Source organism: Cryobacterium sp. 10I5 (genome assembly GCF_035019865.1).
In the GTDB taxonomy this organism is placed as follows: Bacteria; Actinomycetota; Actinomycetes; order Actinomycetales; family Microbacteriaceae; genus Cryobacterium; species Cryobacterium breve_A.
The window spans coordinates 1-22,579 of record NZ_JASJVI010000013.1 but is presented as its reverse complement, the minus strand read 5'-3'; the positions used below and the strand labels follow the sequence as shown (position 1 = coordinate 22,579).

The window sequence follows — 22,579 nt, the reverse complement described above, 5'->3', positions numbered from 1 at the left end:
CTGCGGCGCTAGGGTGAAGGCATGCCGATCAGGATCAGCCCCAGCATTCTTGCCGCCGACTTCGCGAACCTGGAACGCGACCTCGGCCGCATCCGCACAGCGGACCTCGTGCACGTCGACGTGATGGACAACCATTTCGTGCCGAACCTGACCTTCGGACTCCCCGTCGCCGAGCGCATCATGCAGGTCTCCAGACTGCCCGTCGACGCGCACCTCATGATCGAGGAGCCGGAACGGTGGGCACCGCAATTCGCAAGCGCCGGCGCATTCTCTGTGACGTTCCACGGCGAGGCGACGACAAACCCCGTCCAGCTGGCCCGCAAGCTCCGCGCGGCCGGCGCACGCGCGGGCATCGCCCTGAAGCCAGGCACCGCCGTCGAGCCCTATCTCGAATTCCTCGCCGAATTCGACCAGATCCTCGTGATGACGGTCGAGCCCGGTTTTGGGGGCCAGTCCTTCTTGCCGTCGACGATGCGCAAGCTCCGCACAGTGGCGGATGCCGTCAGCGCCAGTGGCAGGGACATCTGGCTGCAGGTCGACGGCGGCATCACCGAGGAGACCATCGTTGTGGCCGCAGAGGCGGGAGCTGACACCTTCGTCGCCGGCTCGAGCGTCTTCGGCTATCCGGATCCCGAGGCCCGGATCGCACTCCTGAGAACCGCCGCGACCGCGCACTCGCACGCGCACTAGTAACCTAGGTGAGTGAAAACATTCGACGACCTCTTCGCTGAACTGGGCGAAAAAGCACTCAACCGGCCGGAAGGCTCCGGAACCGTCCGTGAACTCGACGCGGGAGTGCATGCCATCGGCAAGAAGATCGTCGAGGAAGCCGCCGAAGTCTGGATGGCCGCGGAGTTCCAGAGCGACGAGGAAACCGCCGCCGAGATGAGCCAGCTGCTGTACCACGTGCAGGTCATGATGCTGGCGAAGGGGCTCACCCTCGCCGACGTCTACAAGCACCTCTGAACCGTCGCTGCGGCGGCCGGTTCCGCCGTTCCCGAGACGCTACCCCCAAGAACTGACCTGTTGAGAGTGTTGAGATGCTGAGAATTGCCGTGCCCAACAAGGGCTCCCTGTCCGAAACCGCAGCGCAGATGCTGCACGAGGCCGGCTACACCGGCCGTCGCGATCCTCGCGACCTCGTCGTGTCCGACCCGCGCAACGACGTCGAGTTCTTCTACCTGCGTCCGCGCGACATCGCCACCTACGTCGGCAGCGGGGCGCTCGACGTCGGAATCACCGGCCGGGACCTGCTCCTCGATTCAGGCTCTCCGGCACGAGAGATCGCGAGCCTCGACTTCGGCGACTCGACCTTCCGCTTCGCGGGCCCCGCCGGACGCTTCGGCGAGCTGAGCGACCTCGAAGGGCTCCGCGTCGCCACGAGCTACCCCGGCCTCGTCGAAGCCTTCCTGGCCCGTCACTCCGTCACGGTCACCCTCGTGACCCTCGACGGCGCCGTCGAGTCCGCCGTGCAGCTCGGTGTCGCGGATGCCGTCGCCGACGTCGTCTCGACCGGAACGACCCTGCGCAAGGCCGGCCTCGAGATCTTCGGCCCCGTGATCCTCGAATCGACGGCGGTCCTGATCACCTCCGAAAACGAGAACACCGGGATCCACACGCTCCTCCGCCGCCTGCAGGGCGTGCTCGTCGCACGCCAGTACGTGCTGATGGACTACGACATCCCCCTCGTCAAACTCGACGCGGCCTGCCTGCTCGCCCCCGGAATCGAGTCGCCGACGGTGTCGAGCCTGCACGACCCCGACTGGGTCGCCGTGCGAGTGATGGTCCCGCGCCACGACAGCAACCACATCATGGACGCCCTCTACGAACTCGGCGCCCGGGCCATCCTGATCAGCGCCATCCACAACGCCCGCCTCTAGGGCCCGATCGTGGGCAGAATACCAGCGGAGGTGCAATCGTGAGTCTTGCCGTGCGGGTCATCCCCTGCCTCGACGTGGCCAACGGCCGGGTCGTCAAGGGCGTCAACTTCCAGAACCTCAGGGATGCAGGCGACCCGGTCGAACTGGCCCGCCGGTACTACGAGCAGGGCGCAGACGAACTCACGTTCCTCGACGTGACCGCGACCGTCGACAACCGGGCCACGACGTACGACGTCGTGCGCGCCACCGCAGAACAGGTCTTCATCCCGCTCACCGTCGGCGGCGGCATCCGGGGTGTCGAGGACGTCTCCCGGCTGCAGGCGAGCGGGGCCGACAAGGTCGGCGTCAACAGCGCCGCGATCCTCCGCCCAGCCCTGATCGGCGAGATCGCCGACCGCTTCGGCTCCCAGGTGCTCGTGCTCTCGCTCGATGTGAAGCGCAGCCGCCGCACGGAGTCCGGCTTCGTCGTGACGACCCACGGCGGTCGCACCGAGACCGACCTCGACGCCCTCGCCTGGGCGCGGCTCGCGATCGAACTCGGAGCGGGGGAACTGCTCGTGAACTCCATCGACGCGGACGGCACCAAGGCCGGGTTCGACCTCGAACTCATCGGCCTGATGCGCGATCTGAGCACCGTTCCGGTGATCGCCTCGGGCGGCGCCGGGCGGGTCGAAGACTTTCCGCCCGCCATCCGGGCGGGCGCGGACGCCGTTCTCGCGGCATCCGTCTTCCACAACGGCGAGCTCAGCATCGGAGACGTCAAACACGAACTCGCCAGGGAAGGACTCGTGGTGCGCTGATGACACCCCTGCAGACCATCGAGGACGCCCTCGGGTGCGCCGTCTTCAATGCGGACGGCCTCCTGCCCGCCGTGATCCAGCAGTGGGACACCCGTGAGGTGCTCATGCTCGGCTGGATGGACGAGGAAGCCCTCCGGCGGACCTTCTCAGAGGGCCGCGTGACGTTCTGGTCGCGCTCGCGCCAGGAATACTGGCGCAAGGGTGACACGTCCGGGCACGCCCAGTACGTGCACGGCGCCGCGTTCGACTGTGACGCAGACACCCTGCTCGTGCAGGTCGACCAGGTGGGCGGCGCCTGCCACACGGGAACCCGCACGTGCTTCGACGGGCGGGACATCGACGTCGCCCACGGCGCAACGCCCGCTGCCACCCCCGACGCCCCGGACGGAGAACACGCATGACGACGGATGCCCCCACGACGACGGCAGGCACGACAACCGCTGGTACCACAACGGCAGGCACGACGACGGCGGCGCAGTTCGATGAGCTCGTGGCCGGGCACCGCGTCATCCCCGTGATTCGCGAACTCTTCGCCGACGGTGAGACCCCCGTCGGCATCTACCGCAAGCTCGCGGCCGGGCAGCCGGGCAGCTTCCTGCTCGAATCGGCGGAACAGGGCGGGATCTGGTCCCGGTTCTCCTTCGTCGGGGTGTCTTCGTTCGGCGTCCTCACCCAGGAGGGTTCGGAAACCCGGTGGATCCCGTACGGCGTCGACGCCGCACGCGTCCTCGGCCCTGCAGCGGCCCAGCCGCCGCTCGAGGCCCTCGCCACCCTGTACGCCCGCTGGCAGACGCCCCGGCTCCCCGAGCACCCGCCCCTCACCGGTGGTCTCGTCGGCTTCATCGGCTGGGAGGCCGTTCGCCAGCTGGAGCGGCTGCCCCACCAGCCCACCGCCGACTACGACGTACCCGGCCAGGCCTTCAGCTTCGTGGCCGACCTCGTCGCGATCGACCACAAGTTCGGCACCGTCCAGCTGATCGCCAACGTCCTGAACGACGGGATCGATGCCGCAGACACCCTGTGGGCGAGCGCCCAGGCCAGGCTCGACTCGATGCAGGCCCGGCTCGCCGTGCCCGCGGAGGCCTGGCTCGCCGAGGTCGACATGTCGGCCCCCGCGACCATGCGCGCCAGGACCACCCGCGACGACTTCCTCGCCTCCGTCGATACCGCCAAGCAGCACATCGTCGATGGGGACATCTTCCAGGTCGTCATCTCCCAGCGTTTCGACCAGGACTGCACCGCGGACCCGATCGACGTCTACCGGGTGCTTCGCAGCCTCAACCCCAGCCCGTACATGTACCTGCTCGGCCTCGAATCCGTCGCGGGGGAGCCGTACTGGATCGTCGGATCCTCCCCTGAGGCCCTCGTCAAGGTGCAGAACGGACGCGTGTTCACCCACCCGATCGCCGGATCCAAGCCGCGCGGCGCCACCCCGGAGCAGGACGCCGACTTCGAGACCGAGCTCGCAGGCGACCCCAAGGAGGGTGCGGAACACCTGATGCTCGTCGACCTCGCGAGGAACGATCTGCTCAAGGTCTGCGCGCCCGGCTCCGTCGAGGTCACCGAATTCAAGCGCATCGAGCGCTTCAGCCACATCATGCACCTCGTCTCCTCCGTCGAGGGCAACCTGCTGCCTCGGAAGACGGCCATCGACGTGTTCCGGGCGACCTTTCCCGCCGGAACGCTGTCCGGGGCCCCGAAGCCACGGGCGCTTGAAATCATCGACGACCTCGAACCCACCCAGCGCGGTGTCTACGGGGGCGTGGTCGGCTACTTCGGGTTTGCCGGAGACGCCGACCTGGCCATTGCCATCCGTACGGCGACGATCAGCAACGGCGTCGCCAGGGTGCAGGCCGGGGGAGGCCTCGTCGCGGACTCCGATCCCGCGAGCGAGTTCCAGGAATCGGTCAACAAGGCCACGGCGCCGCTGCGCGCCGTGGCGATCGCCAACGCCATGAAGCGGGTGCACTAGGTGAAGCGAACCGGCCGCACCCTCAAGCTCCGGCTGGTGCTCCTCGTGATCGCCGCGAGCGGACTCGCACTCCTCGCCTGGAGCCAGGTCTGGGTCGACGTGCGCGTCGTGCAGGGATCCTCGACCGTCCAGCTCCCGATCAGCGGTTCGACTGCCGCGGGCGCGCTGAGCGCCCTCTCCCTCGCCGGCATCGCCCTTGCCGGCGCGCTCACGATCGCGGGCCCCGTGATCCGGGTGGTGCTCGGCGCGCTCGAGGTGCTGCTCGGCTTCTCGGTCTCCCTCGGCGCCGGCCTCGCCATCGGAAACCCCGCCGCCGCGAGTGCGGCCGCCATCACCAAGGCGACCGGCATCGCCGGCAACGCCTCGATCCAGGACGGCGTCACGGCTGCGGCCCTGACGCCCTGGGCCTTCGCCGGTTTCGCGGCCGGCGTCGTGATGGTCGCCGCCGGTGTCGGCATCCTCGTGACGGGTCCCCGCTGGCCCGGCACGACGAGCAGATACCAGGCCGTGCGTTTCGAGTCCGCAGACGGCGCCCCCGGCGCCCCCGGCGCCCTCGGTGCTGCCGCTGCCGCCCCTGGCACGACGGCGGGTGCGGACGATCGCGAGGATGCCGTCATCACCTGGGACGGGCTGACCCGCGGCGACGACCCCACCGATACGGCCGGTGACCGGTGACCTGTGATCGACGCCGCCGCTAGACTTGAGCAGCACCAGGACCCACATTCCACGCGTTCGCAGAGGACGCCCCTCCGTACGCAGTTGACGCCCAAAAGGAGAACCATGAGCTTCGAGTCGGTAGACCCAGGCGAAGGCCACTCGATCGCGGCCTGGACGGCCGTCGTCGTCATGCTCGTTGCGATCACGATCGGCACCGTCGCTTTCTTCCTCAACGTGCCATGGCTGGTGTGGGCCTCTGCGGTGCTCCTCGTCCTCGGCCCCATCGTCGGCTTCGTTCTGAGCCGGCTGGGCTACGGCGTCGCCGACGCCGCGCCGCACGAGAGTCATTAGCCGAGTGCTTTCCGAACTCCTCGCCGGGGCACTGTCCGACGCCGCAGAACGGCGCCTGACCCGCCCGTATGCCGCCGTTGAATCGGCTGCCCTCGATCGCGCCCCCGCCATAGACGCCCTGCACGCCCTCACACCGGCCGAGAGGGTGAAGATCATCGCGGAGGTGAAGCGGGCGAGTCCGTCCCGTGGCACCCTCGCTGAAATCTCGGATCCGGCGGCCCTCGCCGTCTCCTACGAGTTCGGTGGGGCGAGCGCCATCAGCGTGCTCACCGAAGGGCGCCGGTTCCTCGGGTCCCTCGCCGACCTCGAACAGGTGCGCGCCGCCGTGTCCGTCCCCGTGCTCCGGAAGGACTTCATCGGCGAGCCGTACCAGGTCCTCGAAGCCAGGGCCGCAGGAGCCGACCTCGTGCTCCTCATCGTCGCCGCGCTCGACCAGGCCACCCTGGGATCCCTTCAGGCCCTCGTGCGCGAACTCGGCATGACGGCGCTCGTCGAGACCCACAGTGCCGAAGAGGTCGACCGCGCACTCGACGTCGGTGCGAGCCTCGTCGGGGTCAACGCCCGCGACCTGTCGACGTTCCAGCTCGACCAGGAGCTCTTCGGTCGCCTCGCCGACCGCATCCCCTCCGGCGTCGTCCGCGTCGCCGAATCAGCGGTCAAGACGGCCGCGGACGTCGCCCACTACCGTGCCGCCGGCGCCGACGTCGTCCTTGTCGGCGAAGCGCTCGTCACGAACGATCCCATCCTCACCCTTACCGAATTTCTGGCGGTTTAAATGTCAACGTCCCTTCGAACCGAAACAGGCCCCTACTTCGGCGACTTCGGAGGCCGGTTCGTCCCGGAGTCGCTCGTGGCAGCCCTCGACGAGCTCACGAAAGAATATTCGCTGGCAAAGGTCGACCCGGCCTTCGCGGCCGAGCTGATGGAACTCCACAAGAGCTACACGGGACGCCCGTCGATCATCACGGAGGTGCCGCGGTTCGCCGCGCACGCCGGTGGCGCCCGGGTGATCCTCAAGCGCGAAGACCTCAACCACACCGGGTCACACAAGATCAACAACGCCCTCGGCCAGGCGCTCCTCACCAAGCGCATCGGCAAGACCCGGGTCATCGCCGAGACCGGCGCCGGCCAGCACGGCGTCGCGACCGCGACCGTCGCCGCCCTGTTCGGGCTCGACTGCGTGGTCTACATGGGCGAGGTCGACACCGAACGGCAAGCCCTCAACGTCGCACGGATGCGCCTCCTCGGCGCAGAGGTCGTCTCCGTCCGCACCGGGTCACGCACCCTCAAGGACGCGATCAACGACGCCATGCGCGACTGGGTCACGAACGTCGAGACCACCAACTACATCTTCGGCACCGTCGCAGGTCCGCACCCGTTCCCCGCAATGGTGCGCGACTTCCAGAAGATCATCGGAGAAGAAGCCCGCGCCCAGGTACTCGAGCTCACCGGGCGCCTCCCCGACGCCGTCACGGCCTGCGTCGGCGGCGGCTCCAACGCCATCGGAATCTTCGACGCCTTCCTGGACGACCCCGACGTCGCCCTCTACGGGTATGAGGCAGGCGGAGAGGGCGTCGAGACCCCACGCCACGCCGCGACCCTGACCAAGGGCCGCCCGGGGATCCTGCACGGGGCACGCAGCCTCATGCTCCAGGACGAGGACGGCCAGACCGTCGAGTCGCACTCCATTTCGGCCGGGCTCGACTACCCGGGCGTCGGACCCGAGCACTCCTGGCTCTCGACCATCGGACGGGCCACCTACCTGCCGGTCACAGACGCAGCGGCGATGGACGCGTTCCGCCTCCTCAGCCGCACGGAGGGCATCATCCCGGCAATCGAGTCGGCCCACGCCCTCGCCGGAACCCTCGAGCTCGGCAAACGTCTCGGACCGGAGGCGACCATCCTGGTGAGCCTCAGCGGCCGCGGGGACAAGGACATGGAAACGGCCGGCCGATACTTCGACCTGCTCGACGAAGGTGCACAGCAGCTATGACCGCAACGACGAACACCACCACAACCGTGACACCCAACCGCACGAGCCGGGTCGAGGCGACGATCGCCCGCCGCAGGGCCGAGGGCGGCGGCGCCCTGATTGGCTACCTTCCCGTGGGATTCCCGACCCTCGCGGAGAGCATCGAGGCCGCGGTGGCCCTCGCCGAGAACGGTGTCGACATCATCGAGCTCGGGCTGCCGTACTCCGATCCCGTGATGGACGGCCCCGTGATTCAGGCTGCGACCCAGCAGGCGCTCGCGAACGGGTTCCGGCTGCGTGACGGCATCGAAGCCGTCGCGGCCATCACGGCCCGCGTCGACGCCCCTGTCCTCGTGATGACCTACTGGAACCCGATCCTGCAGTACGGGGTCGACCGCTTCGCCGACGACCTGCTCGCCGCGGGCGGCGCAGGCCTGATCACCCCCGACCTCATCCCCGATGATGCCGCGGACTGGTTCGCCGCGAGCGAGCGCACCGGGCTCGACCGGGTCTTCCTCGCAGCGCCGTCGTCCTCGGACGCCAGGCTCGCCCACGCCGTCGAGGTCAGCCGGGGTTTCGTGTATGCCGTCTCCACCATGGGCATCACCGGGGCGCGTTCAGACGTCGACTCCGCCGCCCGCATCCTGATCGACCGGCTGCGCCTCGCCGGCGCGACGAGCGCGTGCGTCGGCCTCGGGATCTCGACTCCGGAGCAGGTGCGCGAAATCCTCGGCTATGCGGACGGCGCCATCGTCGGTTCCGCGCTGGTCAAGGCGCTGTCCGACGGGGGAGTTCCCGCCCTCGGGGAGCTCGCCGCCCGGCTCGCCGCCGGGGCGACCGGGATCCGCGCCGCCGTTTAGGGCACGCGCCCGTTTAGGGTAAGTTGACCGAGGCGAGCTCCCACGCTTCCCCGCTACGAAAGGTAATACCCAGGTGTCTTTTCTGCTGAGCATTCCGAGCCCAGGCCCCGAGTGGAGCTACTTCGACCTCGGCATGTTCCGGGTGCACGCGTACGCGTTGTGCATCCTGGCCGGCATCATCGCGGCGACGGTCATGACGAGCAGGCGCCTCAGCAACCGCGGCGCCGAGCCGGGGGTCGTACTCGACATCATCCTCTGGGCCGTTCCGCTCGGCATCGTCGGCGCCAGGGCGTACCACGTGCTCACCCACCCCGCCGACTACTTCTTCGCCGGTGCGAACCCCTGGGAAGTCTTCGCGATCTGGAACGGCGGAAACGCCATCTTCGGAGCGCTCATCGGCGGAGCCGTCGGCGCATACATCGGCTGCCGGATCTCCGGGGTGAAGTTCTGGTCCTTCGCGGATGCCCTCGCCCCCGGAATGCTCATCGCCCAGGCCATGGGACGCCTCGGCAACTGGTTCAACACCGAACTGTTCGGCCTGCCGACGACCCTTCCCTGGGGGCTCGAGGTGCCGTCGACGAACGCGGCATTCCCCGTCGGGCTGCCGGCAGGCACCCTGTTCCACCCGACCTTCCTCTACGAGATGATCTGGAACACGATCGGCGTCATCCTCATCCTCCTGATCGAACGCCGGATCACGCTCCGCTGGGGACGCGCCTTCGGCGTCTACCTGGTCTGGTACGGCCTCGGCCGCACCTTCTTCGAGTCGATCCGAATCGACCCGAGCGAGATCTTCTTCGGCATCCGCACCAACGTCTGGGCCGCGATCATCGCCGTGGTCCTCGGCATCATCCTGATCGTCGTGCAGGGCCGCAGGCACCCCGGACTCGAAGTCAGCGTGTATCGCACAGGTCGGGAATGGAAGCGCCCCGTGCCTGAGGTAGAATCTGAAGAGTTTGATACGGATTTCGAGGACCACGGTGATGAGGCCGTCGAACCCGCCGCATCGGGCGACGTTGCAGCCACAAGCACCAGCAACCCGCGCCTCCAGGCCTGAGACCGTACACCCGGCTCCCGCCTCCCTCCCGGTACGACGGGTCGGCGCCCACTGTACGCAGATGATCTCCACCCCCGCGGGCCAGCGTCGTCCCCACTTGCCAGCTACCTCTGAGGACGGTCCCATGCCGCAGTCACCCCTCTTTTCCCGCTTCAGCACCGTTCCCCAGCCCCAGGGGCTGTACAACCCTGCCGACGAACGGGACGCCTGTGGGCTCGCCATGGTGGCGACACTCCGCGGAACCGCCGGGCACGACATCATCACGATCGCCCTCGACGCCCTCCGCAACCTCGAACACCGCGGCGCGGTCGGTTCCGACGCCGGCACCGGCGACGGTGCAGGCATCATCACCCAGATCCCGCACGACTTCCTGAGTGAGGTCGTCGAATTCGAGCTTCCCGCCGCCGGACGCTACGCGGTCGGCAACGTGTTCCTCCCGACAGACCCGACCGAACGCAGCGCCGTGAAACGCCAGATCGGTCGGATCGCCCAGGAGGAGTGCCTCGAGATCCTCGGCTGGCGCGAGGTCCCCGTGCGTCCAGACGAGGTCGGGAACCTTGCGAGGGCGGCCATGCCCGCCATCCAGCAGCTCTTCGTCCAGAGCTCGCGCATCGACGACGACGGAGAGCGCCTCGCCGACATCGCGCTCGACCGCCAGACGGTTCGCCTCCGGAAGCGCGCGGAGCGGGAGCTCGAGACGTACTTCGCGTCCCTCTCCTGCCGCACCCTGGTCTACAAGGGCATGGTCACGACCCTCCAGCTCGAGCCCTTCTACCCGGACCTGTCCGACCCGCGCTTCGTGTCGAAGCTCGCGCTCGTGCACTCCCGGTATTCGACGAACACCTTCCCGTCCTGGCCGCTCGCGCAGCCGTTCCGCATGATCGCCCACAACGGCGAGATCAACACCGTGCAGGGCAACCGCAACTGGATGCGCGCGCGCCAGTCCCAGCTCGAATCCTCCCTGCTCGGAGACCTGGCACCCCTGCTGCCGATCGTCACCCCTGGCGGCAGCGACTCCGCGTCCTTCGACGAGGTCGTCGAGCTCCTCAGCCTCTCCGGCCGCTCCCTGCCGCACGCCGTCATGATGATGGTTCCGGAGGCCTGGGAGAACCAGACCGCGCTCGACGAGGAACGTCGCGCGTTCTACGAGTACCACTCGATGTTGATGGAGCCGTGGGACGGACCCGCCGCGATCGTCTTCACAGACGGTTCCCTCGTCGGCGCGACCCTCGACCGCAACGGACTCCGTCCCGGCAGGTACCTGATCACCGACGATGGCCTCGTCGTGCTCGCGAGCGAGATCGGCGTCCTCGACATCGACCCCGCCCGGGTCGTCCGCAAGGGCCGGCTCCGCCCCGGCAAGATGTTCCTCGTCGACACCGTCGAGGGACGGCTGATCGAGGACGACGAGATCAAGGCCGAACTCGCCGCCAAGGAACCGTGGGGAGACTGGCTCGACGCCGGCCGGATCAACCTCAAGGACCTGCCCGAGCGCGAGCACATCGTGCACCCGCCGGCATCCGTCGTGCGCCGCCAGCGCACCTTCGGCTACACCGAGGAAGAAGTGCGCATCCTGCTCGCGCCGATGGCGCGCACCGGTGCGGAACCCCTCGGCGCCATGGGCAGCGACACACCCATCGCCGTGCTGAGTGACCGGCCCCGGCTGATCTTCGACTACTTCACCCAGCAGTTCGCCCAGGTGACCAACCCGCCGCTCGACTCGATCCGCGAAGAGGTCGTCACCTCCCTCAAGCTCGGCCTCGGGCCGGAGCGGAACCTGCTGTCCGTCGGACCGGAACACGCCCGCCAGGTGGTCCTGGACTTCCCCGTCATCGACAACGACGAACTCGCCAAGATCCAGCACATCGACCCGGCACCCGGCAGCCGGACGACCTCGACCATCCGCGGCCTGTACCGCTTCGACGACGGTCCGGACGCCCTCGCCGACCGCATCGACGCGATGTGCCTGGAAGTCGACGCCGCGATCGAGGCCGGAGCCCGCTTCATCGTGCTCTCCGACCGCGATTCCAACAAGGACCTTGCACCGATCCCATCGCTCCTGATGATCGCGGCCGTGCACCACCACCTGATCCGGACCGAGAATCGGATGAAGGTCGGCATCGTCGTCGAGGCCGGTGACGTGCGCGAGGTGCACCACGTCGCGCTCCTGATCGGCTACGGCGCCTCAGCGGTCAACCCCTACCTCGCCATGGAGACCTGCGAGGACCTGGTCCGCAGCGGGTACATCACGAACGTCTCACCCGAGAAGGCCGTGCGCAACGTCATCAAGGCCCTCGGCAAGGGCGTCCTCAAGATCATGTCCAAGATGGGCATTTCGACGGTTTCGTCCTATGCCGGAGCCCAGACCTTCGAGGCCGTCGGCCTCAGCCAGGGATTCGTCGCCCAGTACTTCACCGGAACGACGAGCAAGCTCGGCGGCATCGGCATCGACGTCATCGCCGCCGAAAACGAAGCGCGGCACGCCTCCGCCTATCCGGAGGATGCTGCGGTCACGGCCCACGAACGCCTCAGCACCGGCGGCGAGTACCAGTGGCGCCGCGACGGTTCGCCGCACCTGTTCAACCCGGAAACGATCTTCCGGCTCCAGCACGCGACCAGGACCGGCCGCTACGACATCTTCCGTGAGTACACCAAGCTCGTCGACGACCAGGCCGAGAGCCTCATGACGCTCCGCGGCATGTTCACCTTCGACAAGCACAAGCGGCACCCCGTGCCCCTCGACGAGGTCGAATCCGTCGCGTCGATCGTCACGCGCTTCGCGACCGGTGCGATGAGCTACGGCTCGATCTCCCCGGAGGCCCACGAAACCCTCGCGATCGCCATGAACCGGATCGGCGGCAAGTCGAACACCGGCGAGGGCGGCGAGGACCTCGACCGGCTGATCGACCCGCAGCGCCGCAGCGCCGTCAAGCAGGTCGCGTCCGGGCGGTTCGGCGTGACGAGCATGTACCTGTCGCACGCGGACGACATCCAGATCAAGCTGGCGCAGGGCGCCAAGCCCGGTGAGGGCGGCCAGCTGCCGCCGACCAAGGTGTACCCCTGGATCGCGCGCACCCGGCACGCCACAGCGGGTGTCGGCCTGATCTCACCGCCCCCACACCACGACATCTACTCGATCGAAGACCTCAAACAGCTCATCTTCGACCTCAAACGGGCGAACCCGGATGCACGCATCCACACGAAGCTCGTCAGCCAGTCCGGCATCGGAGCGGTCGCCGCCGGCGTCGCGAAGGCGCTGTCCGACGTCATCCTGATCTCAGGCCACGACGGCGGCACCGGGGCGAGCCCGCTCAACTCGCTCAAGCACGCGGGCACGCCGTGGGAACTCGGACTCGCCGAAACCCAGCAGACCCTGATGCTCAACGGTCTGCGCGACCGCGTCGTCCTGCAGGTCGACGGCCAGCTCAAGACCGGCAGGGACGTCATCATCGGCGCCCTGCTCGGAGCGGAGGAGTTCGGCTTCGCGACCGCGCCCCTGATCGTCGAGGGCTGCGTCATGATGCGGGTCTGCCACCTCGACACCTGTCCGGTCGGCGTCGCCACCCAGAACCCCGAACTGCGGAAGCGGTTCACCGGCAAGGCGGACCACGTCGTGAACTTCTTCGAGTTCATCGCCCAGGAGGTACGCGAGTACCTCGCCGAACTCGGCTTCCGCAGCCTCCAGGAGGCCGTCGGCCACCACGAGATCCTCGATGTCGACGGGGCGCTCGAACACTGGAAGACGGCGGGCCTCGACCTCGCGCCCATCCTCGACGGACCGGACTTCCCGGACTCCGAGCCGAGACAGTCCGGCCGGCCCCAGGAACACGAACTCGACAAGCACTTCGACAACGAACTGATCCGACGCGCGGGAAGCGTGCTCGAACACGGCGGCCGGGTCGAGATCGCCCTGCCGATCCGCAACACCGAACGGGCCGTCGGCACGATGCTCGGCCACGAGGTGACGATCCGTCACGGCGAGAACGGCCTTCCGGCCGGCTCGATCGACGTGACGCTCACCGGGTCGGCCGGACAGTCCTTCGGGGCCTTCCTGCCTGGCGGGATCACGCTCAGGCTGGAAGGCGACTCGAACGACTACGTCGGGAAGGGTCTCTCCGGCGGCCAGATCGTCGTTCGCCCCGATCGCACGAGCGTCTTCTCTGCAGAGGACAACGTCATCGCCGGCAACGTGATCGGCTACGGCGCCACCCAGGGCAGCATGTTCATCCGCGGCATCGTCGGCGAACGGTTCCTGGTGCGCAACTCCGGAGCGACCGCGGTCGTCGAAGGCGTCGGCGACCACGCCCTCGAATACATGACCGGTGGGCTCGCCCTGATCCTCGGCCAGACCGGGCGCAATCTCGGTGCGGGCATGAGCGGCGGCACCGCATACGTGTACGGACTCCGCACGGAGGACGTCAACAGCCAGGCGCTCGAGTCAGGGGAGCTCACGCTCCTCCCGCTCGGCAGCGCCGACAGGGCGATCGTCAGCGATCTCCTCGAGCAGCACCGTGACCAGACGGATTCCGTGCTCGCCGCGGCTCTCCTCGCGGATCTCGAAACAACCATGTCCACATTCGTCAAGGTGCTGCCGCGGGATTACGCCGCCGTCCTGGCGACCAGGCAGAGCGCCGTCGACGAGGGTCTTGACCCCGACGGCGACATCGTCTGGAACCGTATCCTGGAGGTTACCAATGGCTGATCCGAAGGGATTCCTCAAGACGACGGCGCGCGAACTGCCGCCGCGTCGCCCGGTGTCCGTGCGCCTGATGGACTGGAAAGAGGTCTACGAACAGGGAGACGCCGCCGTTCTCAAACGCCAGGCCGGCCGCTGCATGGACTGCGGTGTTCCGTTCTGCCACCAGGGCTGCCCCCTCGGCAACCTGATCCCCGAATGGAACGACCTGACCTGGCGCGAGGAAGGCAGGCAGGCCATCGAGCGCCTGCACTCCACGAACAACTTCCCCGAGTTCACCGGGCGCCTCTGCCCCGCCCCGTGCGAGTCGGCGTGCGTCCTCGCGATCAGCCAGCCGGCCGTGACGATCAAGCAGGTCGAGGTCTCGATCATCGACCAGGCCTTTGCCAAGGGCTGGGTGCAGCCGCAGCCGCCGGGGCGTCTGACCGGCAAGACGGTCGCCGTGGTCGGCTCTGGTCCCGCGGGTCTCGCAGCGGCCCAGCAGCTCACTCGTGCCGGCCACACCGTCGCCGTGTTCGAACGCGACGACCGGATCGGCGGCCTGCTCCGCTACGGCATCCCCGACTTCAAGATGGAAAAGAAGCACCTCGACCTGCGCCTCGCCCAGATGACGGCGGAGGGAACCCGGTTCCGGGCCGGCGTCAACATCGGCGTCGACATCACCTGGGACGACCTCCGTGCCCGGTACGACGCCGTCGTCGTTGCGACCGGCGCGCTCGTGCCCCGCGACCTGCCCGTCCCCGGGCGCGACCTCCCCGGCGTGCACTTCGCCATGGAATACCTCGTGCAGCAGAACCGCACGGGCGCGGGCGACGCGGTCGACAGCCAGATCACCGCGGAGGGCAAGCACGTCGTCGTCCTCGGCGGTGGAGACACCGGTGCCGACTGCATCGGGACGGCGCACCGCCAGCTTGCGGCATCCGTCACGAACCTCGCGATCGGCAGGCAGCCGGGCACCGAACGGCCCGAACACCAGCCGTGGCCGATGTCCGCAACGCTGTTCGAGGTCTCGAGCGCCCACGAAGAGGGCGGTACCCGCGAATACCTCGCCTCGACGATCGAGTTCCTCTCCAACGAGGCTGGCGAGGTTCGCGCCATCCGCGTCGCCGAAACCGAGTACCTCGATGGCCGGCGCGTGCCCAAGGCGGGTACGGAACGTGAAATCCCCGCGGACCTCGTACTCCTCGCACTCGGATTCACCGGCCCGGAATCGACGGAGCTCACCAGCCAGCTGCACGTGCCGCTCGATGGGCGGAGTAATGTCGTTAGAGACGGTAACTACCAAACCAGCCACGAAGGCGTGTTCGTCGCCGGCGATGCCGGTCGCGGACAGTCCCTCATTGTCTGGGCGATCGCTGAAGGTCGTGCTGCTGCAGCCGCCGTCGATCGATTCCTCGAAGGTGAGACACAACTACCTGCTCCGGTCAAACCGACCGACCATGCCTTCGCCATCTAACGGTCCCTGTGAAGCGAACGATTAGCCGGAGGACGCCACCAAGCGGCCTCCAGAACCACAGATCAAGAATGCGCCTACCCGGCGCGGAAAACGGAGCACTTTCAGAATGAGACGCGCCAAAATTGTCGCTACCCTCGGGCCGGCAGCCGCCAGTTACGATCAAATTCGAGCCCTGATCGACGCGGGTGTCGATGTCTGCCGGATGAACCTGAGCCATGGTGACTACACCGTGCACGAGTCCGTCTACGCAAACATCCGCAAGGCAGCGAATGATTCCGGTCGTGCGGTCGCCGTCCTGGTGGACCTGCAGGGCCCGAAGATCCGGCTCGGCAAGTTCGAAGGCGGCCCTTATGAATTGGCCGTCGGCGACATCTTTAAGATCACCACGGATGACGTGCTCGGCACGAGGGAGCTCTCCGGCACGACGTACAAGGGCCTGCCCAACGACGTCAAGCCCGGTGACTTCCTCCTGATCGACGACGGCAAGGTCAAGGTCGAGGTCGTCGCGACCAACGGCATCGTCGTCACGACGCGGGTCATCGTCGCCGGCCCGGTCTCGAACAACAAGGGCATCAACCTGCCCGGTGTTGCCGTCAACGTTCCCGCACTGTCCGAGAAGGATGAAGCAGACCTGCGCTGGGGCCTCCGCCTCGGCACCGACCTGATCGCCCTCTCCTTCGTGCGCGACGCGGCCGACATCACCCGCGTGCACGAGATCATGGCGGAGGAGGGCCGCAAGGTCCCCGTCATCGCCAAGATCGAGAAGCCGCAGGCCGTCGAGCACCTCGAAGAGATCATCGACGCCTTCGACTCGATCATGGTCGCCCGTGGCGACCTCGGCGTCGAGCTTCCGCTCGAAGCCGTCCCGATCGTGCAGAAGCACGCCGTCGAGCTCGCCCGACGGATGGCCAAGCCGGTCATCGTCGCGACGCAGATGCTCGAATCGATGATCCACAGCCCGGTCCCGACGCGCGCGGAAACGTCCGACGTCGCGAACGCCGTTCTCGACGGTGCGGACGCGGTCATGCTCAGCGGCGAGACCAGCGTCGGCGAATACCCCGTCGTCACGGTTCAGACCATGGCGCGGATTGTCGCATCCACCGAAGACCACGGTCTGGAGCGCATCGCGCCGCTCACGAACAAGCCGCGCACCCAGGGCGGGGCGATCACCCTCGCCGCGATCGAGGTCGCGGAGTTCGTCGACGCGAAGTTCCTCTGCATCTTCACCGAATCCGGAGACTCCGCCCGCCGGATGTCCCGCCTGCGGTCGAAGATCCCGATGCTCGCCTTCACGCCCGAGCCCGGCATCCGCCGCCGCCTCGCGCTCACCTGGGGCGTGCAGACGTTCCTCGTGGACCGGGTCACGCACACGGACTCCATGTTCGGCCAGGTCGATGACATCCTGCTCGGCCAGGGCCTGGCCCAGCTCGGTGACAAGGTCGTCGTCATCAGCGGTTCCCCTCCCGGAATCGCCGGCTCGACGAACGACATCCGGGTGCACCGCATCGGCGACGCCCACAACGAGGTTGCTCCGGCATACGTCAAGCAGTAGTCCCGTTGAAAGGAAAGCCCCGTCGACCGTTCCGGTCGGCGGGGCTTTTCCTGTGTCCGGGCGGGATCAGCCCGTCGCGCCCAGGAACGCGATGGCCGCGTCGCGGAAGGCGCGGGAAGTCGGCGCGTTGAAGTGGTTGCGGCCGGGGATCTCGAAGAAGGACCCGGCAGGCGTGGCCTCCGCGAGGGCCCGCGAAGCCTCGAGGATGCGATCCTCGCTCCCGGTCGCGAACAGGAGCGGCTGGGGCGGGGCATTGTCGGCTCCGGGCTGGGGTCCGCCGCGCATGCCCTCGACGAGTGCGACGAGCGCCCCGAGGTCGTTGCCGGGCAGGGCCTTCGCCATGGTCAGGTACGCGCCGGTGAGCCGGTCGCCCACCTCGGCGCCGTGCTCGATGTGCGCGCGGGCATCCGCGACCTGGAACCGCGTGAGCGGATTGCCGTCGGGAATCCCGCCGAGAACCGCCCGCACGATGCGCCCCTCGAGTTCCCTGGCTGCCTGCCAGCCGACCCTCGCTCCCAACGAATAGCCCGCGTACACCACCTCGTCGAGCAGGTAGGCGTCGAGCACCTGCTGCACGTCCGCGACGAGCGTGTCCATCGAGTACGCGGAGGGGGAGTGCGGCTTGTCGCTGAGGCCGTGGCCGCGCTGGTCGATGGCGATCACGTGGAATCCGGCGCGGAGGAGGTCCCTGGTCCAGCCGGTGGCGTGCCAGTTCGCCACGGCGCTCGACGCGAAGCCGTGCACGGCGAGCACGGTCGGGTGAGCCGGATCGCCGAATTCGTAGGTCGCGAGGTTCACCCCGTCCGCGGAATAGACGAAGCGATGGTCGGGCGCTGTTCGTGTGTTCATCAGTCACCATTTGACCACGGTGGAGTGGCGGGGACGGTCGCCGCAGCGGAGTCGGCCGGGTCAGACGTAATCTGGCGACATGAAGACGTATACGGCTGCCCAGCAGCGCGAGGCAGAGCAGCCTTACCTCGCCGCCGGTATTCCGCTGATGCAGCGGGCATCGACCGCGCTGGCCGCGGAGACGGCGGCGCTGCTCGTGGCGCGCCGCGGCAGGGTGCGAGGCGCCGGGCTGCTTGTCCTCGCGGGAACGGGAAACAACGGTGGAGACGCGCTGTTCGCGGCGGCGTCGCTCGCGGCGGAGGGTGCCAGGGTCATCGTGGTGCCGACAGCGCGGACGATGCACGAGGAGGGCCTCGCCGCCGCGGTGGCGGCCGGTGCGCGGGTGCTCGGTCCTGAGGAGTCGCCCGCGCTTGTCGCCAGGGAAGCGGCGTCGTGCGACGTGATCCTCGACGGCATCCTCGGAACGGGCACGAGCACGGACCCAGCACTCCGCGGCAGGGCCAGGGAAGTCGTGGCTGCGATCCTGGCCGTGCTGCACCCCGGTGTCGCGCAGGCGTCTGACGGAACCGGCAGGGAGCCGGTCGTCGTCGCCGTTGACCTGCCGAGCGGTGTCGGCGTGGATGACGGTGCCGTGCCGGATCCGACGGTGCTGCCCGCGACGGTGACCGTGACCTTCGGCGGCTGCAAACCGGGACTGCTCCGCTGGCCGGCCGCCGGGCTGGCCGGGCGGGTCGTCGTCGCCGATATCGGAATCGCACCTGAGCTCGAGCGAATCGCGGCCAGGGACCGCGCCGCTACTCTAGACGGGTGAGTGAACTGACAGTGAAATCCGATGCCGTGCAGCCCCCCGAATTCGCGGATGCGGTGCGCCCGGCCCGGTCGCAGGCCCTGCTCGACGCGATGAAGGAACGGGTCGTCATCGCCGACGGTGCGATGGGCACGATGCTGCAGGAGCATAACCCGACGCTCGACGACTACCAGCAGCTCGAGGGCTGCAACGAGATCCTGAACGTCAGCCGTCCCGACATGATCGAGGCGATCCATGGCGCGTACCTCGATACCGGCATCGACGCCGTCGAGAGCAACACCTTCGGAGCCAACTGGTCGAACCTCTCCGACTACGACATCGAGGACCGCATCGAGGAACTCGCGAGGCTCGGCGCGGCCATCGCCAGGAAAAGTGTCGAGGACTACGAGGCGAGGGACGGCCGGGTGCGCTGGGTGCTCGGTTCGATGGGGCCGGGCACCAAGCTCCCGAGCCTCGGCCACACCACATACGCCCACCTCAAGGCGACCTTCGCCGAGCAGGCCGTCGGACTGATCCGCGGAGGCGCAGACGCCTTCCTGATCGAGACCTCCCAGGACCTGTTGCAGACCAAGTCAGCGGTGAACGGGTGCAAGCAGGCGATCGCGGAGACCGGCATCCGCCTGCCGATCTTCGTCGAGGTGACCGTGGAGACGACCGGCACCATGCTGATGGGCAGTGAGATCGGAGCGGCGCTCACGGCGCTCGAGCCGCTCGGCATCGATGCGATCGGGCTGAACTGCGCCACCGGCCCCACCGAGATGAGCGAACACCTGCGTCATCTGGCCCGGTACTCGCACGTGCCGGTGATGTGCATGCCGAACGCCGGCCTGCCGATGCTCACGGCAACCGGGGCAAGCTACCCGCTCACGCCGGACCAGCTCGCCACGGCGCACGAACAGTTCGTCAGGGAGTTCGGGCTGGGCCTCGTCGGCGGATGCTGCGGGACCACTCCCGCGCACATGCAGGCGGTCGTCGACCGCCTGCGCGGCGCCTCCGTCAGCGAGCGCGCGATCGAAGAGGACCCCGGGGTCGCGAGCCTGTACCAGCACGTCAGCTTCGACCAGGACAGTGCCTTCCTCGCGATCGGGGAGCGCACGAACGCCAACGGGTCGCGCGCCTTCCGCGACGCGATGCTCGAGGAACGCTGGGACGACTGCGTCGACATCGCCCGCGCCCAGGTCCGCGACGGCGCCCACCTGCTCGACGTCTGCATCGACTATGTCGGGCGCGACGGCGTCGCGGACATCCGGCAGGTCGTCTCCCGGCTCGCGAGCGCCTCGACGCTGCCTCTCGTCGTCGACTCCACCGAACCGGCCGTGCTGCAGGCGGGCATGGAACTCATCGGCGGGCGCCCGGTGGTGAACTCGGTCAACTTCGAGGACGGCGAGGGCCCCGGCAGCCGCTTCGGCCGGATCATGCCGCTCGTGAAGGAACACGGGGCCGCCGTGATCGCCCTGACCATCGACGAGGAGGGTCAGGCCCGCACCGCGGAGCACAAGGTGCGCATCGCGACCCGGCTCGTCGAGACCCTCGTCACCGAGTGGGGGATGCGGGTCGAGGACATCATCGTCGACGCGCTGACCTTCCCGATCGCCACCGGCCAGGAGGAGACCCGCAGGGACGGCATCGAGACGATCGAGGCGATCCGGCAGATCAAGGCGAAGTACCCCGGCATCCACACGACGCTCGGGGTCTCGAACGTGTCCTTCGGACTGAACCCCGCGGCCAGGTCGGTGCTCAACTCCGTGTTCCTGCACGAGGCGACTGCGGCAGGGCTCGACTCCGCCATCGTCAACTCGGCCAAGATCGTGCCGCTCGCCTCGGTGCCGGACGACCGGCGCAAGGTGGCGCTCGACCTGGTCTGGGATCGTCGCGAGTACGACGTCGACGGCAACCTCACCTACGACCCGCTTGCCGCTCTCCTCGACCTGTTCGCCGGAGTCGACTCCGCCGCGCTGAAGGACGAGCGCGCCGCAGAGCTCGCGGCCCTGCCGGTCGGTGAGCGTCTCGAACGTCGCATCATCGACGGAGAGGCCAAGGGGCTCGAGGCCGACCTCGACCTCGCCCGCGCCGGCGGGATGAGCGCCCTCGACATCGTCAACGTGCACCTGCTCGCCGGCATGCAGATCGTCGGGGCCCGGTTCGGCAGCGGAGAGATGCAGCTGCCGTTCGTGCTGCAGTCCGCCGAGGTGATGAAGGCCGCCGTCGCGCTCCTCGAGCCGCACATGGAGAAGTCGGAAGCGGCGGGCAAGGGCACGATGGTGCTCGCGACCGTGCGCGGAGACGTGCACGACATCGGCAAGAACCTCGTCGACATCATTCTGACCAACAACGGTTACGACGTCGTCAACATCGGGATCAAGAAGACGATCAACGAGATCATCGCGGCAGCGGAGGAGCACGACGCCGACGTGATCGGCATGAGCGGGCTGCTCGTCAAGTCAACGGTCGTCATGAAGGAGAACCTGCTCGAACTGAACAACCGGGGGCTCGCCACGAAGTGGCCCGTCATCCTCGGCGGCGCAGCACTCACCCGCGCCTACGTCGAGGAAGACCTTGCCGGCCTGTTCGACGGGCAGGTCCGGTACGCGCGGGACGCCTTCGAGGGCCTGAAGCTGATGGAGCCGCTCGTGGCCATCGCCCGCGGCGCCGACCCGGCATCCGTCGGGCTGCCGCCCCTGAAACAGCGCATTCACAAGCGCAGCCTGCTCACCGTCACCGAGCCGGACGCCATGCCGGTGCGCAGCGACGTTGCCGCGGACAACCCGGTGCCGGTGCCGCCGTTCTGGGGGACCCGGATCGTCAAGGGCGTCGCCCTCGCCGAATACTCGGCGTTCCTCGACGAACGGGCGACCTTCATGGGACAGTGGGGTCTCAAGCCCAGCCGGGCCGAAGATGGCGCCAGTTACCAGGAACTCGTCGACACCGAGGGCAGGCCGCGGCTGCGCTACTGGCTCGACCGGATCCTCGCAGAGGGCATGCTCGACGCCTCCGTCGCGTACGGCTACTTCCCCGCATACAGCGAGGGCAACGACCTCGTGGTGCTGCACCACGGCGACGACCCGGACGGAAGCCTCGGCACGCCGGGCCTGCTCGCGCCGGACGGCGGCTCCGGCGGACCGGTCGGCACCGAACGGCTGCGGTTCTCCTTCCCGCGCCAGAGACGGGACCGGCACCTGTGCCTCGCCGACTTCGTCCGTCCGCGCGAGTCCGGCCAGGTGGACGTCGTCGCGCTCCAGCTCGTCACGGCCGGCGCCAATGTCGACAGCGTGACCGCGAAGCTCTTTGCCGCGAACAAATACCGCGACTACCTGGAGCTCAACGGCCTCACGATGCAGCTCACCGAGTCCCTCGCCGAGTACTGGCACGCCCGCGTGCGCGCGGAGCTCGGCCTGGGCGCCGAGGACCCGACCGACGTGGCCGGCATGTTCAAGCTCGAGTACCGCGGCGCCCGCTTCTCGCTCGGCTACCCGGCCTGCCCCGAGATGGAGGACCGCCGCAAGGTCGTCGAACTGCTCAGGCCCGAGCGGATGGGTGTCGTGCTGTCGGAGGAGCTGCAACTTCATCCGGAGCAGTCGACGGATGCCTTCGTGTTCCATCACCCGGAAGCGAAGTACTTCTCGGTCTAGGGTCGCGCCGCGGGGCGGCGGGGCTGGTCCCCCGCCGGCG

At 68.3% G+C, this 22,579-nt stretch carries 18 protein-coding genes; 17 read left to right on the top strand and 1 reads right to left on the bottom strand.

Translation table 11 applies throughout. From position 1 onward, the window contains the following. Positions 1-21: 21 nt before the first annotated feature. The 15 genes from rpe to pyk all read left to right on the top strand — a co-directional run bounded on the left by rpe (position 22) and on the right by pyk (position 17,253). A complete protein-coding gene (gene rpe, locus QN350_RS06185) occupies positions 22-690 on the top strand; it encodes a ribulose-phosphate 3-epimerase (RefSeq protein ID WP_322139990.1) in 669 nt (222 codons plus the stop codon). Positions 691-702: 12 nt separating this feature from the next. Further along, complete coding sequence (locus QN350_RS06180) at positions 703-966, top strand: phosphoribosyl-ATP diphosphatase (protein ID WP_134531947.1); 264 nt, start codon at positions 703-705, stop codon at positions 964-966. Between the two features lie 74 nt (positions 967-1,040). After that, a complete protein-coding gene (gene hisG, locus QN350_RS06175; protein ID WP_322139989.1) occupies positions 1,041-1,880 on the top strand; it encodes an ATP phosphoribosyltransferase in 840 nt (279 codons plus the stop codon). A 38-nt stretch (positions 1,881-1,918) separates the two neighbouring features. Then, positions 1,919-2,680, top strand: coding sequence for an imidazole glycerol phosphate synthase subunit HisF (gene hisF / locus QN350_RS06170; RefSeq protein WP_322139988.1), 762 nt, complete (start codon positions 1,919-1,921; stop codon positions 2,678-2,680). Continuing rightward, complete coding sequence (gene hisI, locus QN350_RS06165) at positions 2,680-3,081, top strand: phosphoribosyl-AMP cyclohydrolase (RefSeq protein ID WP_322139987.1); 402 nt, start codon at positions 2,680-2,682, stop codon at positions 3,079-3,081. Before hisF ends, hisI begins: the two co-directional genes overlap by 1 nt. Then, positions 3,078-4,652, top strand: coding sequence for an anthranilate synthase component I (locus QN350_RS06160; RefSeq protein WP_322139986.1), 1,575 nt, complete (start codon positions 3,078-3,080; stop codon positions 4,650-4,652). Before hisI ends, QN350_RS06160 begins: the two co-directional genes overlap by 4 nt. Beyond that, on the top strand, positions 4,653-5,327 hold the full coding sequence (locus tag QN350_RS06155; protein WP_322139985.1) for a Trp biosynthesis-associated membrane protein: 675 nt from the start codon (positions 4,653-4,655) through the stop codon (positions 5,325-5,327). 105 nt (positions 5,328-5,432) lie between these two features. Next, positions 5,433-5,660, top strand: coding sequence for a DUF6704 family protein (locus QN350_RS06150; RefSeq protein WP_281535076.1), 228 nt, complete (start codon positions 5,433-5,435; stop codon positions 5,658-5,660). 4 nt (positions 5,661-5,664) lie between these two features. After that, on the top strand, positions 5,665-6,435 hold the full coding sequence (gene trpC, locus QN350_RS06145; RefSeq protein WP_322139984.1) for an indole-3-glycerol phosphate synthase TrpC: 771 nt from the start codon (positions 5,665-5,667) through the stop codon (positions 6,433-6,435). After that, positions 6,436-7,653, top strand: a complete 1,218-nt coding sequence (gene trpB, locus QN350_RS06140) for a tryptophan synthase subunit beta (protein ID WP_322139983.1) — start codon at positions 6,436-6,438, stop codon at positions 7,651-7,653. It abuts the gene before it with no gap. Beyond that, a complete protein-coding gene (trpA, locus tag QN350_RS06135; protein WP_322139982.1) occupies positions 7,650-8,492 on the top strand; it encodes a tryptophan synthase subunit alpha in 843 nt (280 codons plus the stop codon). The genes trpB and trpA overlap by 4 nt, the downstream gene beginning before the upstream one ends. Before the next feature lie 73 nt (positions 8,493-8,565). Further along, positions 8,566-9,549, top strand: coding sequence for a prolipoprotein diacylglyceryl transferase (lgt, locus tag QN350_RS06130; RefSeq protein WP_322139981.1), 984 nt, complete (start codon positions 8,566-8,568; stop codon positions 9,547-9,549). Positions 9,550-9,673: 124 nt separating this feature from the next. Then, positions 9,674-14,251 (top strand): glutamate synthase large subunit, encoded by a 4,578-nt coding sequence (gene gltB / locus QN350_RS06125; protein WP_322139980.1) that lies wholly within the window; start codon positions 9,674-9,676, stop codon positions 14,249-14,251. Next, positions 14,244-15,701, top strand: a complete 1,458-nt coding sequence (locus QN350_RS06120; RefSeq protein ID WP_322139979.1) for a glutamate synthase subunit beta — start codon at positions 14,244-14,246, stop codon at positions 15,699-15,701. Before gltB ends, QN350_RS06120 begins: the two co-directional genes overlap by 8 nt. A 106-nt stretch (positions 15,702-15,807) precedes the next feature. After that, positions 15,808-17,253, top strand: coding sequence for a pyruvate kinase (pyk, locus tag QN350_RS06115; RefSeq protein WP_281535072.1), 1,446 nt, complete (start codon positions 15,808-15,810; stop codon positions 17,251-17,253). Between the two features lie 66 nt (positions 17,254-17,319). On the opposite strand, the gene QN350_RS06110 is transcribed toward pyk, so the two are convergent. Next, complete coding sequence (locus tag QN350_RS06110; RefSeq protein WP_322139978.1) at positions 17,320-18,102, bottom strand: alpha/beta fold hydrolase; 783 nt, start codon at positions 18,100-18,102, stop codon at positions 17,320-17,322. A gap of 79 nt (positions 18,103-18,181) precedes the next feature. Here QN350_RS06110 and QN350_RS06105 point away from each other — a divergent pair, with 79 nt between their 5' ends. Together QN350_RS06105 and metH are read left to right on the top strand one after the other, a co-directional pair. Beyond that, positions 18,182-18,913: an NAD(P)H-hydrate epimerase gene (locus QN350_RS06105; RefSeq protein WP_323515956.1), complete on the top strand. Its 732-nt coding sequence runs from the start codon at positions 18,182-18,184 to the stop codon at positions 18,911-18,913. Positions 18,914-19,002: 89 nt separating this feature from the next. Then, entirely contained in the window at positions 19,003-22,539 is a 3,537-nt protein-coding gene (gene metH, locus QN350_RS06100; protein ID WP_322140430.1) for a methionine synthase, read from the top strand. The last annotated feature ends 40 nt before the right edge of the window (positions 22,540-22,579 follow it).